The sequence below is a fragment of the Candidatus Thiodictyon syntrophicum genome (assembly GCF_002813775.1).
GTDB classification, from domain to species: Bacteria; Pseudomonadota; Gammaproteobacteria; order Chromatiales; family Chromatiaceae; genus Thiodictyon; species Thiodictyon syntrophicum.
The window spans coordinates 1,854,492-1,870,312 of sequence record NZ_CP020370.1 but is presented as its reverse complement, the minus strand read 5'-3'; the positions used below and the strand labels follow the sequence as shown (position 1 = coordinate 1,870,312).

Annotated in this window: 12 protein-coding genes; 4 read left to right on the top strand and 8 right to left on the bottom strand. The window is 67.2% G+C overall.

Features of this window, described 5'->3' with window-relative positions; all coding sequences use genetic code 11:
* Positions 1-188 precede the first annotated feature (188 nt).
* Positions 189-575, top strand: coding sequence for a DUF3775 domain-containing protein (locus tag THSYN_RS08070; RefSeq protein ID WP_100918679.1), 387 nt, complete (start codon positions 189-191; stop codon positions 573-575).
* Positions 576-851: 276 nt separating this feature from the next.
* Here the strand turns inward: THSYN_RS08070 and dapB are convergent, their stop codons facing one another.
* Complete coding sequence (dapB, locus tag THSYN_RS08065; protein ID WP_100918678.1) at positions 852-1,667, bottom strand: 4-hydroxy-tetrahydrodipicolinate reductase; 816 nt, start codon at positions 1,665-1,667, stop codon at positions 852-854.
* A 93-nt stretch (positions 1,668-1,760) separates the two neighbouring features.
* Positions 1,761-2,939 carry a ChaN family lipoprotein gene (locus tag THSYN_RS08060; RefSeq protein WP_236848823.1) on the bottom strand — a complete coding sequence of 393 codons (1,179 nt, stop codon included), beginning with the start codon at positions 2,937-2,939 and terminating at the stop codon, positions 1,761-1,763.
* Between the two features lie 322 nt (positions 2,940-3,261).
* Between THSYN_RS08060 and THSYN_RS08055 the strand changes: the two genes are divergently transcribed.
* Complete coding sequence (locus THSYN_RS08055) at positions 3,262-5,406, top strand: M1 family metallopeptidase (RefSeq protein ID WP_100918677.1); 2,145 nt, start codon at positions 3,262-3,264, stop codon at positions 5,404-5,406.
* Between the two features lie 235 nt (positions 5,407-5,641).
* A complete protein-coding gene (locus THSYN_RS08050; RefSeq protein WP_100918676.1) occupies positions 5,642-5,989 on the top strand; it encodes a DUF2845 domain-containing protein in 348 nt (115 codons plus the stop codon).
* A gap of 171 nt (positions 5,990-6,160) precedes the next feature.
* Here the strand turns inward: THSYN_RS08050 and urtE are convergent, their stop codons facing one another.
* The 3 genes from urtE to THSYN_RS08035 all read right to left on the bottom strand — a co-directional run bounded on the left by urtE (position 6,161) and on the right by THSYN_RS08035 (position 7,671).
* On the bottom strand, positions 6,161-6,856 hold the full coding sequence (gene urtE, locus THSYN_RS08045; protein WP_100918675.1) for an urea ABC transporter ATP-binding subunit UrtE: 696 nt from the start codon (positions 6,854-6,856) through the stop codon (positions 6,161-6,163).
* Positions 6,835-7,302 carry a DUF29 domain-containing protein gene (locus THSYN_RS08040; protein WP_100918674.1) on the bottom strand — a complete coding sequence of 156 codons (468 nt, stop codon included), beginning with the start codon at positions 7,300-7,302 and terminating at the stop codon, positions 6,835-6,837. Before THSYN_RS08040 ends, urtE begins: the two co-directional genes overlap by 22 nt.
* Before the next feature lie 183 nt (positions 7,303-7,485).
* A complete protein-coding gene (locus tag THSYN_RS08035; protein WP_100918673.1) occupies positions 7,486-7,671 on the bottom strand; it encodes a hypothetical protein in 186 nt (61 codons plus the stop codon).
* A 324-nt stretch (positions 7,672-7,995) separates the two neighbouring features.
* On the opposite strand from THSYN_RS08035, the gene THSYN_RS08030 reads away from it, so the two are divergent.
* The gene (locus THSYN_RS08030; protein WP_100918672.1) at positions 7,996-11,283 is read left to right on the top strand and encodes a leucine-rich repeat domain-containing protein; all 3,288 of its coding nucleotides are present in this window, start codon (positions 7,996-7,998) and stop codon (positions 11,281-11,283) included.
* A gap of 255 nt (positions 11,284-11,538) precedes the next feature.
* Here THSYN_RS08030 and urtD read toward each other — a convergent pair whose 3' ends face one another.
* The 3 genes from urtD to urtB all read right to left on the bottom strand — a co-directional run bounded on the left by urtD (position 11,539) and on the right by urtB (position 15,668).
* A complete protein-coding gene (gene urtD, locus THSYN_RS08025; protein WP_100918671.1) occupies positions 11,539-12,348 on the bottom strand; it encodes an urea ABC transporter ATP-binding protein UrtD in 810 nt (269 codons plus the stop codon).
* Complete coding sequence (gene urtC / locus THSYN_RS08020; RefSeq protein WP_100918670.1) at positions 12,348-13,433, bottom strand: urea ABC transporter permease subunit UrtC; 1,086 nt, start codon at positions 13,431-13,433, stop codon at positions 12,348-12,350. Before urtC ends, urtD begins: the two co-directional genes overlap by 1 nt.
* Positions 13,434-14,039: 606 nt before the next feature.
* The gene (urtB, locus tag THSYN_RS08015) at positions 14,040-15,668 is read right to left on the bottom strand and encodes an urea ABC transporter permease subunit UrtB (RefSeq protein ID WP_100918669.1); all 1,629 of its coding nucleotides are present in this window, start codon (positions 15,666-15,668) and stop codon (positions 14,040-14,042) included.
* Between the last annotated feature and the right edge of the window lie 153 nt (positions 15,669-15,821).

Here is a 15,821-nt window from a genome sequence, read left to right as displayed (position 1 = left end):
GATCAGGAGCCAAGTGCGCCCCAATCGTCCCGGATTCACCCCCCAACTCACAAAAGGTTCGCGGCGGTCCGCAATCCCCCGCCCCGAAACCCGCGGTCCGCGTAGTACACTTCGTACCCAAACAAGACCACGGGTCCGCGACGGCGTCACGCCGGTCGGTTCCCCGGCCTCGACCCGGAGCCCCGCCCATGCTGCATATCCCACTGGACACCATCTGTTACATCATCGCCAAGGCCCGCGAGTTCCAGTCCAAGGAAGAGGTGGTCATCCCCGAGACCCCGTCGAGCCCGTCAGAGGACTGGGCACTCCAGATCCTGGCCGACCATAGCGGGGACTACACCCTCACCGAACTCGTGGAGTGCATCGGGGAGATGAACCAGCGCCAGCGTGCCGAGTTGATCGCCCTGATGTGGGTCGGGCGCGGCGACTACAGCATGGAGGATTGGGAGGAGGCGGTGGACGAGGCCATCGGCGACTACTCGGTGCGCGCGGCCCAGTACCTGATCGCCCACCCGATGGTCTCCGACGACCTGGAGGAGGGCCTGATCGCCCACGGCTACTCCTGCGAGGACTGACGGGGACGGGTCGGCCCAGGTGCGATCAGAACTGAGGTGTTAACCCAGATGTCGTAGGGTACGCATCGCGTACCCTACAGATCCAGCTGCCGGACGTCGTCACGAACCGGGCGTCGTTGTCGTTGTCGTTGTCGTTGTCGTAATCGTGGTCGGATTATTCGAGTACGACAACGACAACGATAGCGTACCCGGGATCTCGGTCACCACATCAGTTCTGATCGCACCCGGTCGACCCGTCGGACTCAGGCCCCACTGACCACTAGCCACTCACCACGCTCAAAAGTCCCGCAATCCCAGCACGTCCTGCATGTCGTAGACGCCGGGCCCCCGGCCGCCGAGCCAAGACGCCGCCCGCGCCGCGCCGCGGGCGAAGGTCATCCGGCTGGACGCCTTGTGGGCGATCTCCACCCGCTCCCCGTCCGCGGCGAACCAGACGCTGTGTTCACCCACCACATCCCCGGCCCGGATGGTCTCGAAGCCGATGGTACGCCGCTCCCGCGCCCCGGTCTGGCCCTGGCGCCCGTAGACCGCGACCTCGCCGAGATCCCGCCCCAGGGCCGCGGCCACCACCTCGCCCATCCGCAGGGCCGTCCCGGAGGGGGCGTCCACCTTGTGGCGGTGGTGGGCCTCGATGATCTCGATGTCCACCTCGTCGCCCAGTACCCGGGCGGCGATGTCCAGCAGCTTGAAGCACAGGTTGACGCCCACGCTCATGTTGGGCGCGAAGACGATGCCGAGGTCGGCGCCGGCCGCGGCCACGGCCGCCCGCTGGTCGGCATCCATACCGGTGGTGCCGATGACCATGGCCCGGCCGGCGGCGCGGCACAGTGCCAGGTGCGCCAGGGTCGCCGCCGGGGCGGTGAAATCGATCAGGACGTCGAATGACCCCGTGACCGCCGCCAGGTCCGCGGTGATGGCGACCCCCAAACGGCCTACGCCCGCCAGTTCACCCGCGTCCGCCCCGATCAGGCTGGACCCCGGCCGCTCGGTCGCCGCCCCCAGCACCAGGCCCGCCGACTCCGTGACCGCCTGCACCAGGGTGCGCCCCATGCGGCCGGCGGCACCGGTAACCGCACATCTGATCTCGTTCATACGCAAATTCCCGCGGTGTTGTCGATGGCGGGCGACAGTAGCAGTTCCGCCGCCGGGGGTCGAGACGCGGCGCCCGCCGGGCGGAACCGAGGGTCAATGCAGTTCCACCTCGAAGCTGAGCCTCTTGTCCTCCCCGCCGCCGCCCTTGCGCCGCACCTCGACGGGGAGGCGCTCCCCGGGCCGGCGGTCGAGCAGGGCGATGCGGATGTCCGCGTAGCCCTCGACCGGCTGCTCGCCGATCCGCACGATGAAGTCGCCCTCCTGGAGCCCGGCCGCCTTGGCGCCGCTGCCCGCACCGAAACCCTGCACCTGGGCCCCGCGGCCCTCGCCGCGCTCCGCGAGTTGGACGCCAAGCAGTCCGCCGGGGGGCAGTTCCACGGGTTGCGGGTCGAGCAGATAGTCGGCCGCCGCCGGGTCCAGTTCCTGATCGCCGACGTTCAACAGGGTGGTAGAGGTTACCTTCACGCGCCGTAACAGCCGCTGGGGGATGCCCTGACCGTATTCGACGTGCCCGCCGCCGGCCAGGACCACCAGGGTCCGGTCCGGGTGCGCGCGCAGATAGACGGCGGCGCGCTCGGCCATGCCCTCGTCCCACAGCAGTTGGACCTCGATAAAGTGCTCGAATGACTTTTTGTCCGCCCCGGGGTGCTGGGCGAAGACCCCTTTGATCCGCGCCTCATAGGCGGGGTCCGAGCGGTCGATTCGCTCCGGCAGGCGCCCACGCTCGGCCTCGGTCAGGCCCGCGATGCCGACCTCCCCCACCCGGCGGGTCAGCTCGGACTCCAGGTTGAGTGCGATGACCGGGATCCGATGCTCGCGGGCGTAGCGCAGGATGGGGCGATAGAGCCGGTAGTCGAAGCGCCAGCGGTCGAAGTATTGGCTGCGGCGCAGGAACTCGGGTTCCTCGATCGCGCCCGCGATGTAATCGTCCAGCGCCGCCTGATAGGGTTGCTGGAAGAATTCGACGCCGATGGCGAGGTCCTTACCGCGGCGGCGCAGGCCCTCGATCACCTTGAGTTGGTTCAGGTGGTCCGCGTAGCGATCGTGGTTCTCGCCGACAAAGACGACCCGGTGCTGCGCGATGGCATCCAGGACCTGCTCCAGGTCCGTGACGACGCGGCCATCAGGAGTCCCGGGGGTTTCGATGGGTAGCGAGTCCGCGGGTGGGGGCGGGGCGGCGGCGGGCCCGCCGGCCTCCGGCAGCGCCGCCGCGGATAGGAGACCCAGCGAGACGGCCAGGACGGTAGGGAAAAGGAAACGATCAAAGGTCACGGTAGCCCTCGCTGCCGGCGTCTGGCTGGTGTTGGCCCGCGCCGGGCCGCATTATTCGACAACCACGTGGGTCAACCCCGTCGGATTATCCTAAAATCCACAGATGAACACAGATGAACACAGATGACGACATATTTTATTTTAATTATCATACGCTTATTGATATTGTCACAATCACCGGCAAGGTGAGCCCTCCAGCCAAGCGTAAATCAATGAATAATCTGTGTTCATCTGTGTTCATCTGTGGATAACTGCTCTTTCCAGGATTATGGCCTAATGCGGCCGATTACCGCCAACCCAAGCAAGCGCCGAACCGACCCCCATGCACCACTTTCTGAAGCCCGCCCCCGTCCTGGCCCTGATCGCCGCCCTGCCGCTGGCCCTGTTTATGCCCCGCGCCCTGCCGGCCGAGACACCGGTCGTCGGACACCGCATGGAGGTCCGGCTCGACCCCGCGGCCGGGGAGATCACCGTGGTCGACCAGCTGACCCTGCCGCCGGGGCGCGACAGCGTCGACCTGGTCCTGCATACCGGCCTGGCCCCGCGTGTCCTGTCCGGGGACGCGACCCTGGAGCCACTGGGTCGGGATGAACACCTGGAGGCCCTGCGGCTGCATCTGTCGCCCGCGGCCAAGGGTGCCGTCACCCTGGCCTATGGCGGCCAGATCCGCCATGGGCTGACCGCGGTGCCGGAGGGCATGGGCCGGGAGCGCCAGGAGAGCACCGGGACCATCGCCCCGGACGGGGTCTTCCTGGACGGGGGCAGCGGCTGGTATCCGCGCGTGCCCGGTACCCTGCAACGCTTCGACCTGCGGGTGACGCTGCCGCCGGGTTGGCAGGCACTGTCCCAGGGGGCGGGGCCCGAACGCGCGGGGTTCGCGGGCTCCGCCTGGACCGAGACCCAGCCCCAGGACGACATCTATCTCATCGCCGCCCCCTTCACCCTCTATCGCGAACCCGGGAACCAGGGGGGGGCCGAGGCGCAGGTGTGGCTGCGCACCCCCGACGAGCCCCTGGCGACGAGCTATCTGGCGGCCACCCGTGAGTATCTGGACCTCTACAGCCGCCTGATCGGCCCCTACGCCTATGCCAAGTTCGCCCTGGTCGAGAACTCCTGGGAGAGCGGTCTGGGCATGCCCTCCTTCACCCTGCTCGGCCCCCGGGTCATCCGCATGCCCTTCATCATCGGTTCATCCTACCCCCATGAGGTCCTGCACAACTGGTGGGGCAACGGTGTCTATGTCGAGCAGCGCACCGGTAACTGGAGCGAGGGCCTGACCGCCTATCTGGCCGACCACCTGATGAAGGAGCGCGACGGCCAGGGGGCCGCCTACCGCCGCGACAGCCTCCAGGCCTACGCGGACTATGTGAGCACCGACCAGGACTTTGCCCTCACCGCGTTCCGCGGGCGCCACGGCGAGGCGAGCCAGGCCATCGGCTATGGCAAGGCGGCCATGTTCTTTCACAACCTGCGCCTCCAACTGGGTGACGCCCAGTTCATCGAGGGGCTGCAACGCTTCTACGCCGACAACCGCTTCCGCGCCGCCGGCTACGCGGATCTGCGCCGCGCCTTCGAGGCGGTCAGCGGCCGGGACCTGAAGGACTATTTCACCGCCTGGACCACCCGCACCGGGGCGGTGCGCCTGGCCCTGACCGAGGTCAAGACCGAGCCGACCAAGACCGGGTATCGGGTGAGCGGCCGGATCATGCAGACCCAGCGCGAGGCACCCTTCCCGCTGGTGGTGCCGGTGGTGGTCCACCCGGTGGCGGGCGCGCCGCAACGGGTGATGGTGAACCTCGATGGGCGCGAGGGGCGCTTCGCCATCGACCTGCCCGCGGCACCGCTCCGCCTGGCCCTGGACCCGGAGTTCGACGGCTTCCGCACCCTGGAGCCGGGCGAGGCGGCGGTGTCCTTAGGCGCGCTCTTCGGCGCCGCCCAGGGGCTGATCCTGCTCCCAAGCGGCGCGGAACCCGCGCTGCTCGCCGGCTACCGCGACCTGGCGACCGCCTGGACCGCGGGCCAGCCGGGCTGGCAGGTCGCGCTGGACAGCGATCAGGCGGAACTGCCGAAGGACCGTCCGGTCTGGCTGCTGGGCTGGGAAAACCGCTTCAGCCCGGCCTTTGCCGCCGACAGCCGGGACTTCAGCCTGGACCCGCAGGGGCGGACCCTGCGCATTGCCGGGGCGGATGTAGATCCCCTGGGGGCCAGCCTGGTCCTCACCCGCGAGCGCGACGGCCAGGCCCTGGGCTGGATCGCGGCCGGCGACCCCGCCGCCCTACCCGGGCTCGCCCGCAAGCTCCCGCACTACGGCAAATACGGCTATCTGGCCTTCACCGGTGCGGCCCCGGACAACCGGACCAAGGGCCAGTGGCCGCCCGGTGACTCGGCCCTGGTGCGCTGGTTCGGCGACACGCGTCCGGCGCTGGCGCCGGTGCCGCGGGCGAGTCTGGTGGAGGCCCGGCATTGACCCCAAGTGCGGCGGATACTCACGCCAAGGCGCCAAGCTCGCCAAGAAATACAATAGGGTAGAAAAATTAGCCTTGATCGTATCTCCGGCCACGCGCCCTTGCGGCAACCCGTCGCGGCCGGGGGGCCGCTCCTACGGCGTAGGAGCGGCCCCCCGGCCGCGACGGATCTCACCCCAGAGGTAGCCGGAATAATGAGTTAGGCCGGAAAAGTCACCAAATCAGCGGAGACCCGCCATGCATTACCCACTACTGCCGTTGCTTGCCGCCGGCGCCCTGTTGCTCGGCGGCTGCACTCCGGAACCGGCCCAAATCCTATATTGCGGGACCCCTAGCGTCACCGAGGGCGACAGCAGCTTCGACCTGACGCAGCGCTGCGGCCAACCCACCGCCGTGGAACAGGCGCAGGACCGCCCCATCGCCACCCCGGTCTATGACACGAACCTGGGCCACTATGTGATCCAGTCAATACCCCAGCCCTACGAGATCTGGGTCTACAACGACGGACCCGACCGACCGGTGGCGCGCATCAGCATCAAGAACGGCACCATCGCCAGGATCGAAGTGACCGGCGCCGGCAAATAGCTTCCCCTAGGAAGAGTATTTTGCCGCAAATGAACGCGAATAAGCGCAAATAGATCGGCTGGTTGGGATCGTCGCGGGCGTCACCCGGACGGCGAAGATGCAGTAAAGGCCAAGTATCTGATGATTTGCGTTCATTTGCGTTCATTTGCGGCTAAACTGCTTTTTCTGGGCTCACACGTTGAGATACTGCCGCACCAGGTCATCGCCCAATTCGCTCATGGCCCCGCGCGCCGCCAGCCGCCCCCGGTCCAGGATCACGAAGCCGTCGGCGACCCGGCGGGCAAAGGGCAGCTTCTGCTCCACCAGGATCACGGTGAGGCCGAACTCGGCGATCAGGCGGCGGATGATGCTGCCGATCTCATGGACGATGTTCGGCTGTATGCCCTCGGTCGGCTCATCCAGGATCAGCAGCTTGGGGTCGATCACCAGGGCCCGCCCGATGGCGAGTTGCTGCTGCTGACCGCCCGACAGGTCGCCGCCGCGCCGCCCCAGCATTTGTTTCAACACCGGGAATAGCTCGTAGATGAAGTCCGGGACCTGCCGCAGCCCGTCGTGCCGGGCGGGCAGCCCGATGCGCAGATTCTCCTCCACCGTCAGCAACGGAAAGATCTGCCGGCCCTGGGGCACATAGCCCAGGCCCAGGTCGGCGCGCCGTTCGGCGGGGAGGCGGGCCAGGTCCTGCCCCTGATACTGCATGGTACCGGAGCGCAGCGGCAGCAGGCCCATGATGCACTGCATCAGCGTGGTCTTGCCGACGCCGTTGCGGCCCATGACACAGGTGCATTGACCCGTCGGGACTTCGATATCCAGGTCCCAGAGGGTGTGGCTCTCGCCGTAGAACTGGTTCAATCCTTGGATAGTGAGCATGCAGGAGGCTCCGACGTTGAAGGCCAATTGTCACTGAGTACCTGCAACTGGTCCCAGGGGCAATCGGCGGGGAAGTGACCGTAATCGAAGGGCGTTTCCGCGACCGCCAGGTCGATCGCCTCCGGATAGGCATCCGCGATCATCCGTTCGACCTGGGGGCGCAGGCTCGGGTTTTCATTGAGGAGCTTGCCGATGGAGCGCCGCTGCACATTGATGGTCGCGCGCCAGGACTTGCGGTTCGGATAATCCGGCTGAAACTGCCATTTGAGCAGATGACCCAGGAGCACCGCCAGGCGACTCTCCAGGGCGCGGCGCTCGAGCTTACCCAAATCCTCGATCTCCTCGGCCAGATGGGTGATATCGAGTTGTGAAAAGGCACCGGCCCGCAGCAGGTGCGCCTGCTCGCGGGACCAGGCGGTCAGGTCGTGGTCGTAGTCGGCATTCATCGTCAGGGGGACCTCAAGAGACGCAGAGAAGCCTGTTGGCGGATGGCGATCAACTGGCCCTTCATCTCGCGGGCCTTGATCATGGTTACGGCCGCGACCCTGACCGGTTCCGAAATTTCTTGACAGGATTAACAAGATTTACAGGATTAAAAAATAACATCTTGTAAATCTTGTTAATCCTGTCTAAATGTCTTGGTTTCGCGCTCGCCGTGCGGTTCGGGACCACCCCTGTAAGACCTCATTCTTGCCGATGCTGGCCGCAACGACGATCAAGGCCATCTCGCGGAGGTCCTGCTTGATGTCCGAAATATCGGAGCCAATGGTGCGGAGCAGTTCCAGCACCAGGTTTTCAGTCTTTTCGGTCATCATGCACCATCCCCCGGGATCAAGCCTAAGCCGCCTTGACCTAAGTCTAGCCCAGGCGGGGCCGCGGGTCGATGCGGCCTTGGTCACGATTCCGGCGGCGCTCGGTCCGCACAGCGGACCCTACGGGCCCGTAGGGTCCGCTGTGCGGACCAGCGACCTCGCGGTGAGCCCGGCGGCCGGGACCATGACCAAGGCCGGTCGAGGCGACGCAACGGCAAATCCATCCCGGCCCGCCTGGGCCCGCCGAGGTGCTGCCGGGCGCCGGGCCTGGTCGATCGGGCGCAAGCGGTCGAACGGGAGGCGGCGACTGAGCTAGAATCCAGGGCCATGAGCAAGGAACAACGACAGATTGCACTGGAGCGGATCGCGGCCGAACGGGCGGCGCGAACCGGGCGGTTGGATATCAGCGGTCTGGGGCTTGAGCGTCTGCCGGATGATCTGTTCCAACTGGAGTGGCTGGAAGTGTTGGTGTTAGGCGGCAGCGGCTGGTGGTTCGAGCCGGATAAGCGCAACAGCCTCGCGGCGCTCCCGCCGCTTCTTCCCCGCCTCCCTCATTTGCGTGTCCTGGACTGCTCCTACACCGATCTTCCCGACCTCACCGCGCTGGCCGGACTCGCAGCGCTCCGATCGCTCGACTGCTCGCGCACCCAGGCCGCCGACCTCGGCGCGCTGGCCGGGCTCATGTCGCTCCAATCGCTCGACTGCTCGGGCACGCAAGTCGCCGACTTCGCCCCGCTGGCCGGGCTCAGGGCGCTCCAATCGCTCACCTGCGTGGGCACCCGGGTCGCCGACCTCGCCCCGCTGGCCGGGCTCGCGGCACTCCAATTGCTCGACTGCTCGTACACCCCGGTCGCCGATCTCGCCCCGCTGGCCGGGCTAAGGGCGCTCCAATCGCTCACCTGCTCGCGCACGCAGGTCGCCGACCTCGCCCCGCTGGCCGGGCTAAGGGCGCTCCAATCGCTCACCTGCTGGGGCACCCAGGTCGCCGACCTCGCCCCTCTGGCCGGGCTCTCGGCGCTCCAATCGCTCGAATGCTCGTTCACCCAGGTCGCTGACCTCACTCCGCTGGCCGGGCTCTCGGCGCTCCAATCGCTCAAGTGCTCGTTCACCCAGATCGCTGACCTCACTCCGCTGGCCGGGCTCACGGCGCTCCAAGCGCTCGACTGCGCGCAAACCCGGGGCGCCGACCTTGCCCCGCTGGCCGGGCTCACGGCGCTCCAATCGCTCAACTGCTCGGACACCCAGGTCGCCGACCTCGCCCCGCTGGCCGGACTCACGGCGCTCGAATCGCTCGACTGCTCGCACACCCAGGTCGCCGACCTCGCCCCGCTGACCGCACTCCCGGCACTCCGCAAACTCGATTGCTGGGGAGCGCCCGTTTCCGACCTGCCCGAGGCCCTGATTGAATCGGCCGCTTTGGAAGATCTGATCCTCAGCGCCGGCCCTGGCCTCGCCGCGATCCCGGCCGAGGTCCTATCCCAGGACCACAAGGACAACTGCCTCCCCCGCCTCCGCGCCCACCTCGCCGACCTGCGCACCGGCGCCCTGCCCCTGCGTGACCTGAAGGTCATCATCCTGGGCAACGGCCGTATCGGCAAGACCCAGATCTGTCGCCGGCTGCGCGGCGAGCCGTTCGAGCCGGACGCCGACTCGACCCACGGGATCAGCGTGACCTCGGTGGAGTTGGCGATGCCCGCGGGCCAGGAGCCGGCAACCCTGAACCTCTGGGACTTCGGCGGCCAGGACCTCTACCACGGGACCCATGCGCTCTTCATGCGCACCCGGGCGGTCTTCCTGCTGGTCTGGACGCCGGGCAGCGAGTGCGGCGAGCACGAGCACGGCGGCCAGGTGTTCAGGAATCGGCCGCTGCCCTACTGGCTGGAATACATCCGCCACCTGGGCGGTGAGGCGAGCCCGGTGGTCCTGGTCCAAAACCAATGCGACGGCGGCCGGGGCGAGCGGGCGAACCTGCCGGTGGACGCGGAGCAACTGCAACCGTTCGAGGAGGACGGCCGGCTCTTCACCCGGCTCGCCTACAGCGCCCGGGACGACAGCGGCCGGGCACGCCTGATGGACGCGCTGCAACAGGCGGTGACCGGGCTGCGGGAGGTGCAGGGTCGGCCGCTGATCGGGCGCAACCGGCTCGCGGTCTGGGACCAGTTGCGGGCCTGGCGCGACGCCGATGCGGCCTGTCCGGACGCCGCCGGGCGCCGACACCGGCTGCTGCCCTACCCTGACTTCGAGTCGCTGTGCCGGACCGCGGGTGTTCATAGCCCCGAGACCTTCGCCGAGGTCCTGCACAACGCGGGCATGGTCTTCTTTCGGCGCGGCCTCTTCGGCGACCAACTCGTGCTGGACCAGTCCTGGGCACTGAACGCGGTCTATGCGCTCTTCACCCGCGAGGGCGGGGTCCATCGCACCCTGCGCCGACTTGGCGGGCGCTTCACGCGGTTCGACCTCGACGACCTGCTGTGGCGCGGGCGCGGGCTCTCGGCGGCCGACCAGGAATCACTGCTCGAAATGATGGTGTCGAGCGGGGTCTGCTTCGTCCATCGCCGGACCAATGACGACGACGCGACCGAGTATGTCGCCCCGGACCTGCTCCCCGCCGGCCGATCGGCCCTGGCCGAGGAGATCGCGGCCCGCTGGGACCCGCTGCCCGGCGAGCCGTTGGCGGCGGCCTTCGCCTATCCCTTCCTGTCGCCGTCCATCGCCCGGGCGGTTCTATCAAACATCGGCCAGTTGGCCGGTGCCACCGCGCTCTACTGGCGCTACGGCCTCTGTCTCTATGACGCGACGAGCCGCGCGAGCGCCATCGTCGAGGAGCTACCGGACGCGCAAGGCTACGGCGGCCAGGTCCGCATCCAGACCCGGGGCGCCGGGGCCGAGACCCTGTTGCGCGGCCTGGTGGAGCGGATCGCAAAGTTGAACGAGCGTTCCGGATGGTCCAACCGTCTGCTGGAGGGCGAAATGCCGAGACCCCGCGATCCGATCCCGCCCACCATCGTGCCGGCCGCGCCCCCCGCCATCGCGCCCGCCGAGCCGGAGGTCTATGTCTCCTACGGCTGGGCACGGGAGCGCACGGACCCGCTAGTCGGGGCGCTCTGCGATTCCCTGGCCGGACAGGGCCTGCACATCCGCCGGGACACCACCGGGTTACAGCCGGGCGACCGGATCTCGCGGTTCATGGAGCGCCTGAGCGCGGGCCGCTGCGTGGTCGTGGTCTTGAGCGCCGCCTATCTGCGCTCCGAGTCCTGCATGACCGAGTTGTACCGGATCTACACCAATGCGCGTCAGCGGGAGGACGCGTTCCTGGGACACATCGTGCCCCTGGTGCAGGACGATGCGCGCATCGGCACCATTCGGGAGCGTGTCGAACACGCGGCCTACTGGAAGCAGGAGCATGACGGGCTCGCGGCACTGCTGCGCGAGCACGGCGCGGAGGTCCTGGGCGCAGCGGACTTTGCCCGCTTTAAGCTGATCGGCGACTTCTACCGCCAGGTGGGCGACATGCTGGCCCTGGCCAACGATGTCCTGCTCGCCCGCGACCGCCCGACCCTGTCGCGGGACGGGTTCGCCATGGTCAGGGGCTTGATCGAGCGGGCGCTGGCCTGAAGAGTGACGCCATACCAAGGTGCCAAGTTCGCCAAGGTTCTTGAGCGGCGCTCGGTCCGCACAGCGGACCCTACGGGCGCGGTGCGGGCAATGGCCCGAGCATTTCCATCGTGCGGTACCAGTACTGCGTTCCAGCTATTCCTGCGCCTGCTCAAGCCCCGAAGGGGCGTGATATACCAGCCCAGGGCAACGCCCTGGGATAGCGTTATTTATTCGGCCTAGCCCTGAAAGGGCGGGACATAAGGAAACACTGATTCACTCCCCCAAATAGACCTCCACCACCCGCGGGTCACGCTGGACCTCGTCCATGGACCCCTCGGCCAGCACCGACCCCTGGTGCAGCACCGTGACCCGCTTGGCGATGGAGCGCACGAAGTCCATGTCGTGCTCCACCACCACCACCGAGTGCTTGCCCTCCAGCGACAGCAGCAGTTCCGCGGTGCGGTCCATCTCCTGGTGGGTCATGCCGGCCACCGGCTCGTCGACCAGGAGCAGGAGCGGGTTCTGCATCAGCAACATGCCGATCTCCAGCCATTGCTTCTGGCCGTGGGAGAGTGCCCCGGCCGGACGCCGGGCCTGCTCCGTGAGACCGATGATGGTCAGGACCTCGTCGATGCGGTCGCGCTGCTCACCGGAGAGTCGGGCGGTGAAGGTGGGCCAGACGCGCTTGTCGCCGGCCATGGCCAGTTCCAGGTTCTCGGCCACCGCATGCTGCTCGAAGACCGTGGGCTTCTGGAACTTGCGGCCGATCCCGGCCTGGGCGATGCGCGGCTCATCGAGTTCCAGCAGATTGATACTCTGGCCGAAGAACACGAAGCCCTGATCCGGGCGCGTCTTGCCGGTGACGACATCCATCATGGTGGTCTTGCCCGCCCCATTGGGCCCGATGACACAGCGCAATTCACCGATATCGACATAGAAGGACAGGTCATTCAAGGCGCGGAAGCCGTCGAAGCTCACCGTCACCCCCTCCACATAGAGGAGGGTCTTATGGGAGATATCCAGGGTCTCGGCGAGCGTCTTGCCCGGATTGAGATACTGCCAGCGTTCAACCTGTCCGCCCATCAGCCGGCCCTCCCCGGGAGGCGCAGACCCGCGATACCGCGGGGCAGGAAGAGCGTGACCAGTACAAAGAGCGCGCCCAGGGCGAAGAGCCAGGCCTCCGGGAAGACCCCGGTGAAGACGGTCTTGCCATAGTTGACCAGGATGGCCCCCACCACCGCCCCATAGAGCGTGGCGCGCCCGCCCACGGCCACCCAGATCACCAGTTCGATGGAGTTGAGCGGCGAGAATTCACCGGGATTGATGATGCCGACCTGTGGGACATAGAGTGCGCCGGCCACCCCCGCCAGCATGGCGGAGAAGGCAAAGAGGGCGGCCTTGACCCGCTCCACCCGATAGCCGATGAAGCGGGTACGCGACTCGGCATCGCGGATCGCCACGGCCACCCGCCCCAGACGGGAATTGACGATGATGCGGGTCGCGAGATAGCCCAGTGCGAGCGCCGCCGCCGAGGCGATGAAGAGCCCCACGCGGGTGGCATCGCGCTGCAGGTCGAAGCCCAGCAGGTCCTTGAAGTCGGTGAGCCCATTATTACCGCCGAAGCCCATCTCATTGCGGAAGAAGGCGAGCATCAGGGCATAGGTCAGCGCCTGGGTGATGATGGAGAGATAGACCCCGGTCACGCGGGAGCGAAAGGCCGCCCAGCCGAACAGATAGGCCAGCACCCCGGGGACCAGCACCGCCATCAGCGCGGCGAACCAGAAGAGATCGAAGCCGTGCCAGAACCAGGGCAATTCCTGCCAATTCAGAAAGACCATGAAGTCCGGCAGGTCCGGGTTGCCGTAGACCCCGCGGTCGCCCACCTGGCGCATCAGATACATCCCCATCGCATAGCCGCCGAGCGCGAAAAAGGCCCCGTGCCCCAGGCTCAGGATACCGAGATAGCCCCACACCAGGTCCACGGCCACGGCCAGCAGGGCATAGGTCAGATACTTGCCGAGCAGGGTCACCGTAAAGGTGGAGACATGCCAGGCACTCGTCTGCGGCACTGCCAGGTTCAAGACCGGCACCAGCACGGTCACCACCAGCAGCACCGTCAGCATGAGCTGACCGCCGGTATCGCCCGTCAATGCGCGTGCTATCCTCATGCTGGCGTGACCGACTTGGCGGAAGGAAGAATTTTAGCCGCAAATGAACGCGAATGAACGCAAATAAGAGGAATGGCGCGGGACATTGAGCGGGTTGCGCAGACTGAGCGGGCTGGGCGGGACGGGGTATTCACCCGGTCCCGAACGTTTACGATTTCACCGCAACCCAGGGTCGGCGGTCCCGGTGACGGCAGCAAAACGTTCCGGACGGGGCGAATGCCCCGTCCGGCCGCGCCTATTGGCCACATTCCCGGGCGGGACGGGGTATTCACCCCGTCCCGCGCGTTTACGATTTCACCGCAACCCAGGGTCCGCAGTCCCGGTGACGGCAGCAAAACGTTCCGGACGGGGCGAATGCCCGGTCCGGCCGCGCTTATCGGCCACATTCCCGGACGGGACGGGGTATTCACCCCGTCCCGAGCGTTTACGATTTCACCGCAACCCAGGGTCCGCGGTCCCGGTAACGGCAGCAGAACGGTCCGGACGGGGCGAATGCCCGGTCCGGCAGCGCGAACGGCCGTCTGCCATTTGCGTTCATTTGCGTTCATTTGCGGACAAACCGTCTTTGCGTTCATTTGCGGACAAATAATCTTCGCTTTCATCGCCTCACCCCTCCGCCGCCCGGCCACGCTGGGGAAACAGACCGCGCGGGCGCTTCTGGATGAAGAGAATGATAAAGACCAGCACCAGGATCTTGGCCAATACCGCCCCCGCCCAGGGTTCCATGAGCTTATTGGCCACCCCCAGCACGGTGCCGCCGATCAGGGTCCCCCACAGGTTCCCGACCCCGCCGAACACCACCACCATGAAGGAGTCGATGATGTAGGCCTGCCCCATGTTGGGTCCCACGTTGGTGAGTTGGGACAGGGCCACACCGGCAACCCCCGCGACCCCGGCCCCGAGCCCGAAGGTCAGTGCATCGACGCGCTGCGAGCGCACCCCCATGGCCCGGGCCATGGCGCGGTTCTGCGCCACGGCGCGCACCTGCAGCCCGAGCGCCGTGCGCTTGAGGATCAGCAGCAGGGCGAGGAAAACCGCGCCGGCGAAGGCCAGGATATAGAGCCGGTTGTAGGTCAGGGCGAGCCCCGGGTTGACCTGCAGTGAGCCGCTCATCCAGGACGGGTTCTCCACCGTCACGTTCTGGGCCGAGATGACGGTGCGCACCAATTGTTGCAGTATCAGGCTGATGCCGAAGGTGGCCAGCAGGGTCTCCAGTGGGCGCCCGTACAGGAAGCGGATGACGGTGCGCTCAATGGCGATGCCGAAGAGCCCGGCGACGACAAAGGCCGCGGGGATGGCCACGAACAGCGAGTAATCGAGCAGTCCGGGCATCGCCTGCTGCACCAGGTAGGTGGTATAGGCCCCGAGCATCATCAACTCGCCATGGGCCATATTGATGACCCCCATGACCCCGAAGGTGATGGCCAGCCCGATGGCCGCCAGGACCAGGACAGAGCCCAGGCTGAGCCCGAAGAAGAGGGTCTCGGCACGGGCGTTCCAGGCTACCCGCGCATCGATCTCATCGAGACACTGCTGCGCCGCGGCCCGCACCGCCGGGTCCGGTTCGGACGCAAGCATGGCCGCCAGGGCGTTGCGCGCCTCGGGGTAGAGGCTGCCGTTCAGGGTGGTGATGGCCGCGAGCCGTTCCTCGGCCGTCCCGACCCGTAGCGCCGCCACCGCCAGGGCCAGGTCCAGGGTCGCACGCACCCGCGCGTCCTGCTCCTGCCCCAGGCGCGCCCGCAAGGTCGCGACCGCCTCCGGGCTCGGGTCCTGCATCACCGCGCGGGCGGAGCGCAGGCGCACGGCCGGGTCCGGACTGCCGAGGCTTAGCGCGGCGATAGCGCCGCGCAGCGTGGTGCGCAGTGCATTGGTCACGGTGATCTTCTTGACCGCGGACCGGTCTGCCTCACCCAGGTCCGCCCCGGTGATGGGATGGGTGAGGCGCAGGCTGGTGCCGACCGGGCTCGCCAGCACCACCGCGGGGTCACCCTCGCGCGTGTAGAGGTCGCCCGCAAGCAGCCCTTCGAGGATCGGCAGGGCGCGGGCGTCACCGGCGGCGACGAGCGCGGCGACCGCCTGCTGTCTGACCGGGAGTGCCCGGTCGCCCAGCCCCGGCAGGGCGTCCTCCAGGGGATCGGCCAGCGTCGCACCCGACCACAGCAGCGCCGCCGACAGCAGCCACAGGGCAGCGAGTATGGGCAGGGCGCAACGCAGCGGCGATTCGTGACTTAGCATGGAGTGACCTATGGCCCTGGAACAGACAGTGACCTATATCTCTCACGGAGACACAGAGAAGAAATAGTTAAGTAATGAGTCAGGTCGTTGTCGTTGTCGTTGTCGTAATCGAGGTTATCGTAGCATCCCGGATTCTCTCGCACCCCAAAGTAC

Bases quoted from the DNA above. Each gene is read 5' to 3' on its own strand.
- THSYN_RS08070 (WP_100918679.1), top strand. From the start codon at position 189: ATGCTGCATATCCCACTGGACACCATCTGTTACATCATCGCCAAGGCC.
- dapB (WP_100918678.1), bottom strand. From the start codon at position 1,667: ATGAACGAGATCAGATGTGCGGTTACCGGTGCCGCCGGCCGCATGGGG.
- THSYN_RS08055 (WP_100918677.1), top strand. From the start codon at position 3,262: ATGCACCACTTTCTGAAGCCCGCCCCCGTCCTGGCCCTGATCGCCGCC.
- THSYN_RS08050 (WP_100918676.1), top strand. From the start codon at position 5,642: ATGCATTACCCACTACTGCCGTTGCTTGCCGCCGGCGCCCTGTTGCTC.
- urtE (WP_100918675.1), bottom strand. From the start codon at position 6,856: ATGCTCACTATCCAAGGATTGAACCAGTTCTACGGCGAGAGCCACACC.
- THSYN_RS08040 (WP_100918674.1), bottom strand. From the start codon at position 7,302: ATGAATGCCGACTACGACCACGACCTGACCGCCTGGTCCCGCGAGCAG.
- THSYN_RS08035 (WP_100918673.1), bottom strand. From the start codon at position 7,671: ATGATGACCGAAAAGACTGAAAACCTGGTGCTGGAACTGCTCCGCACC.
- THSYN_RS08030 (WP_100918672.1), top strand. From the start codon at position 7,996: ATGAGCAAGGAACAACGACAGATTGCACTGGAGCGGATCGCGGCCGAA.
- urtD (WP_100918671.1), bottom strand. From the start codon at position 12,348: ATGGGCGGACAGGTTGAACGCTGGCAGTATCTCAATCCGGGCAAGACG.
- urtC (WP_100918670.1), bottom strand. From the start codon at position 13,433: ATGAGGATAGCACGCGCATTGACGGGCGATACCGGCGGTCAGCTCATG.
- urtB (WP_100918669.1), bottom strand. From the start codon at position 15,668: ATGCTAAGTCACGAATCGCCGCTGCGTTGCGCCCTGCCCATACTCGCT.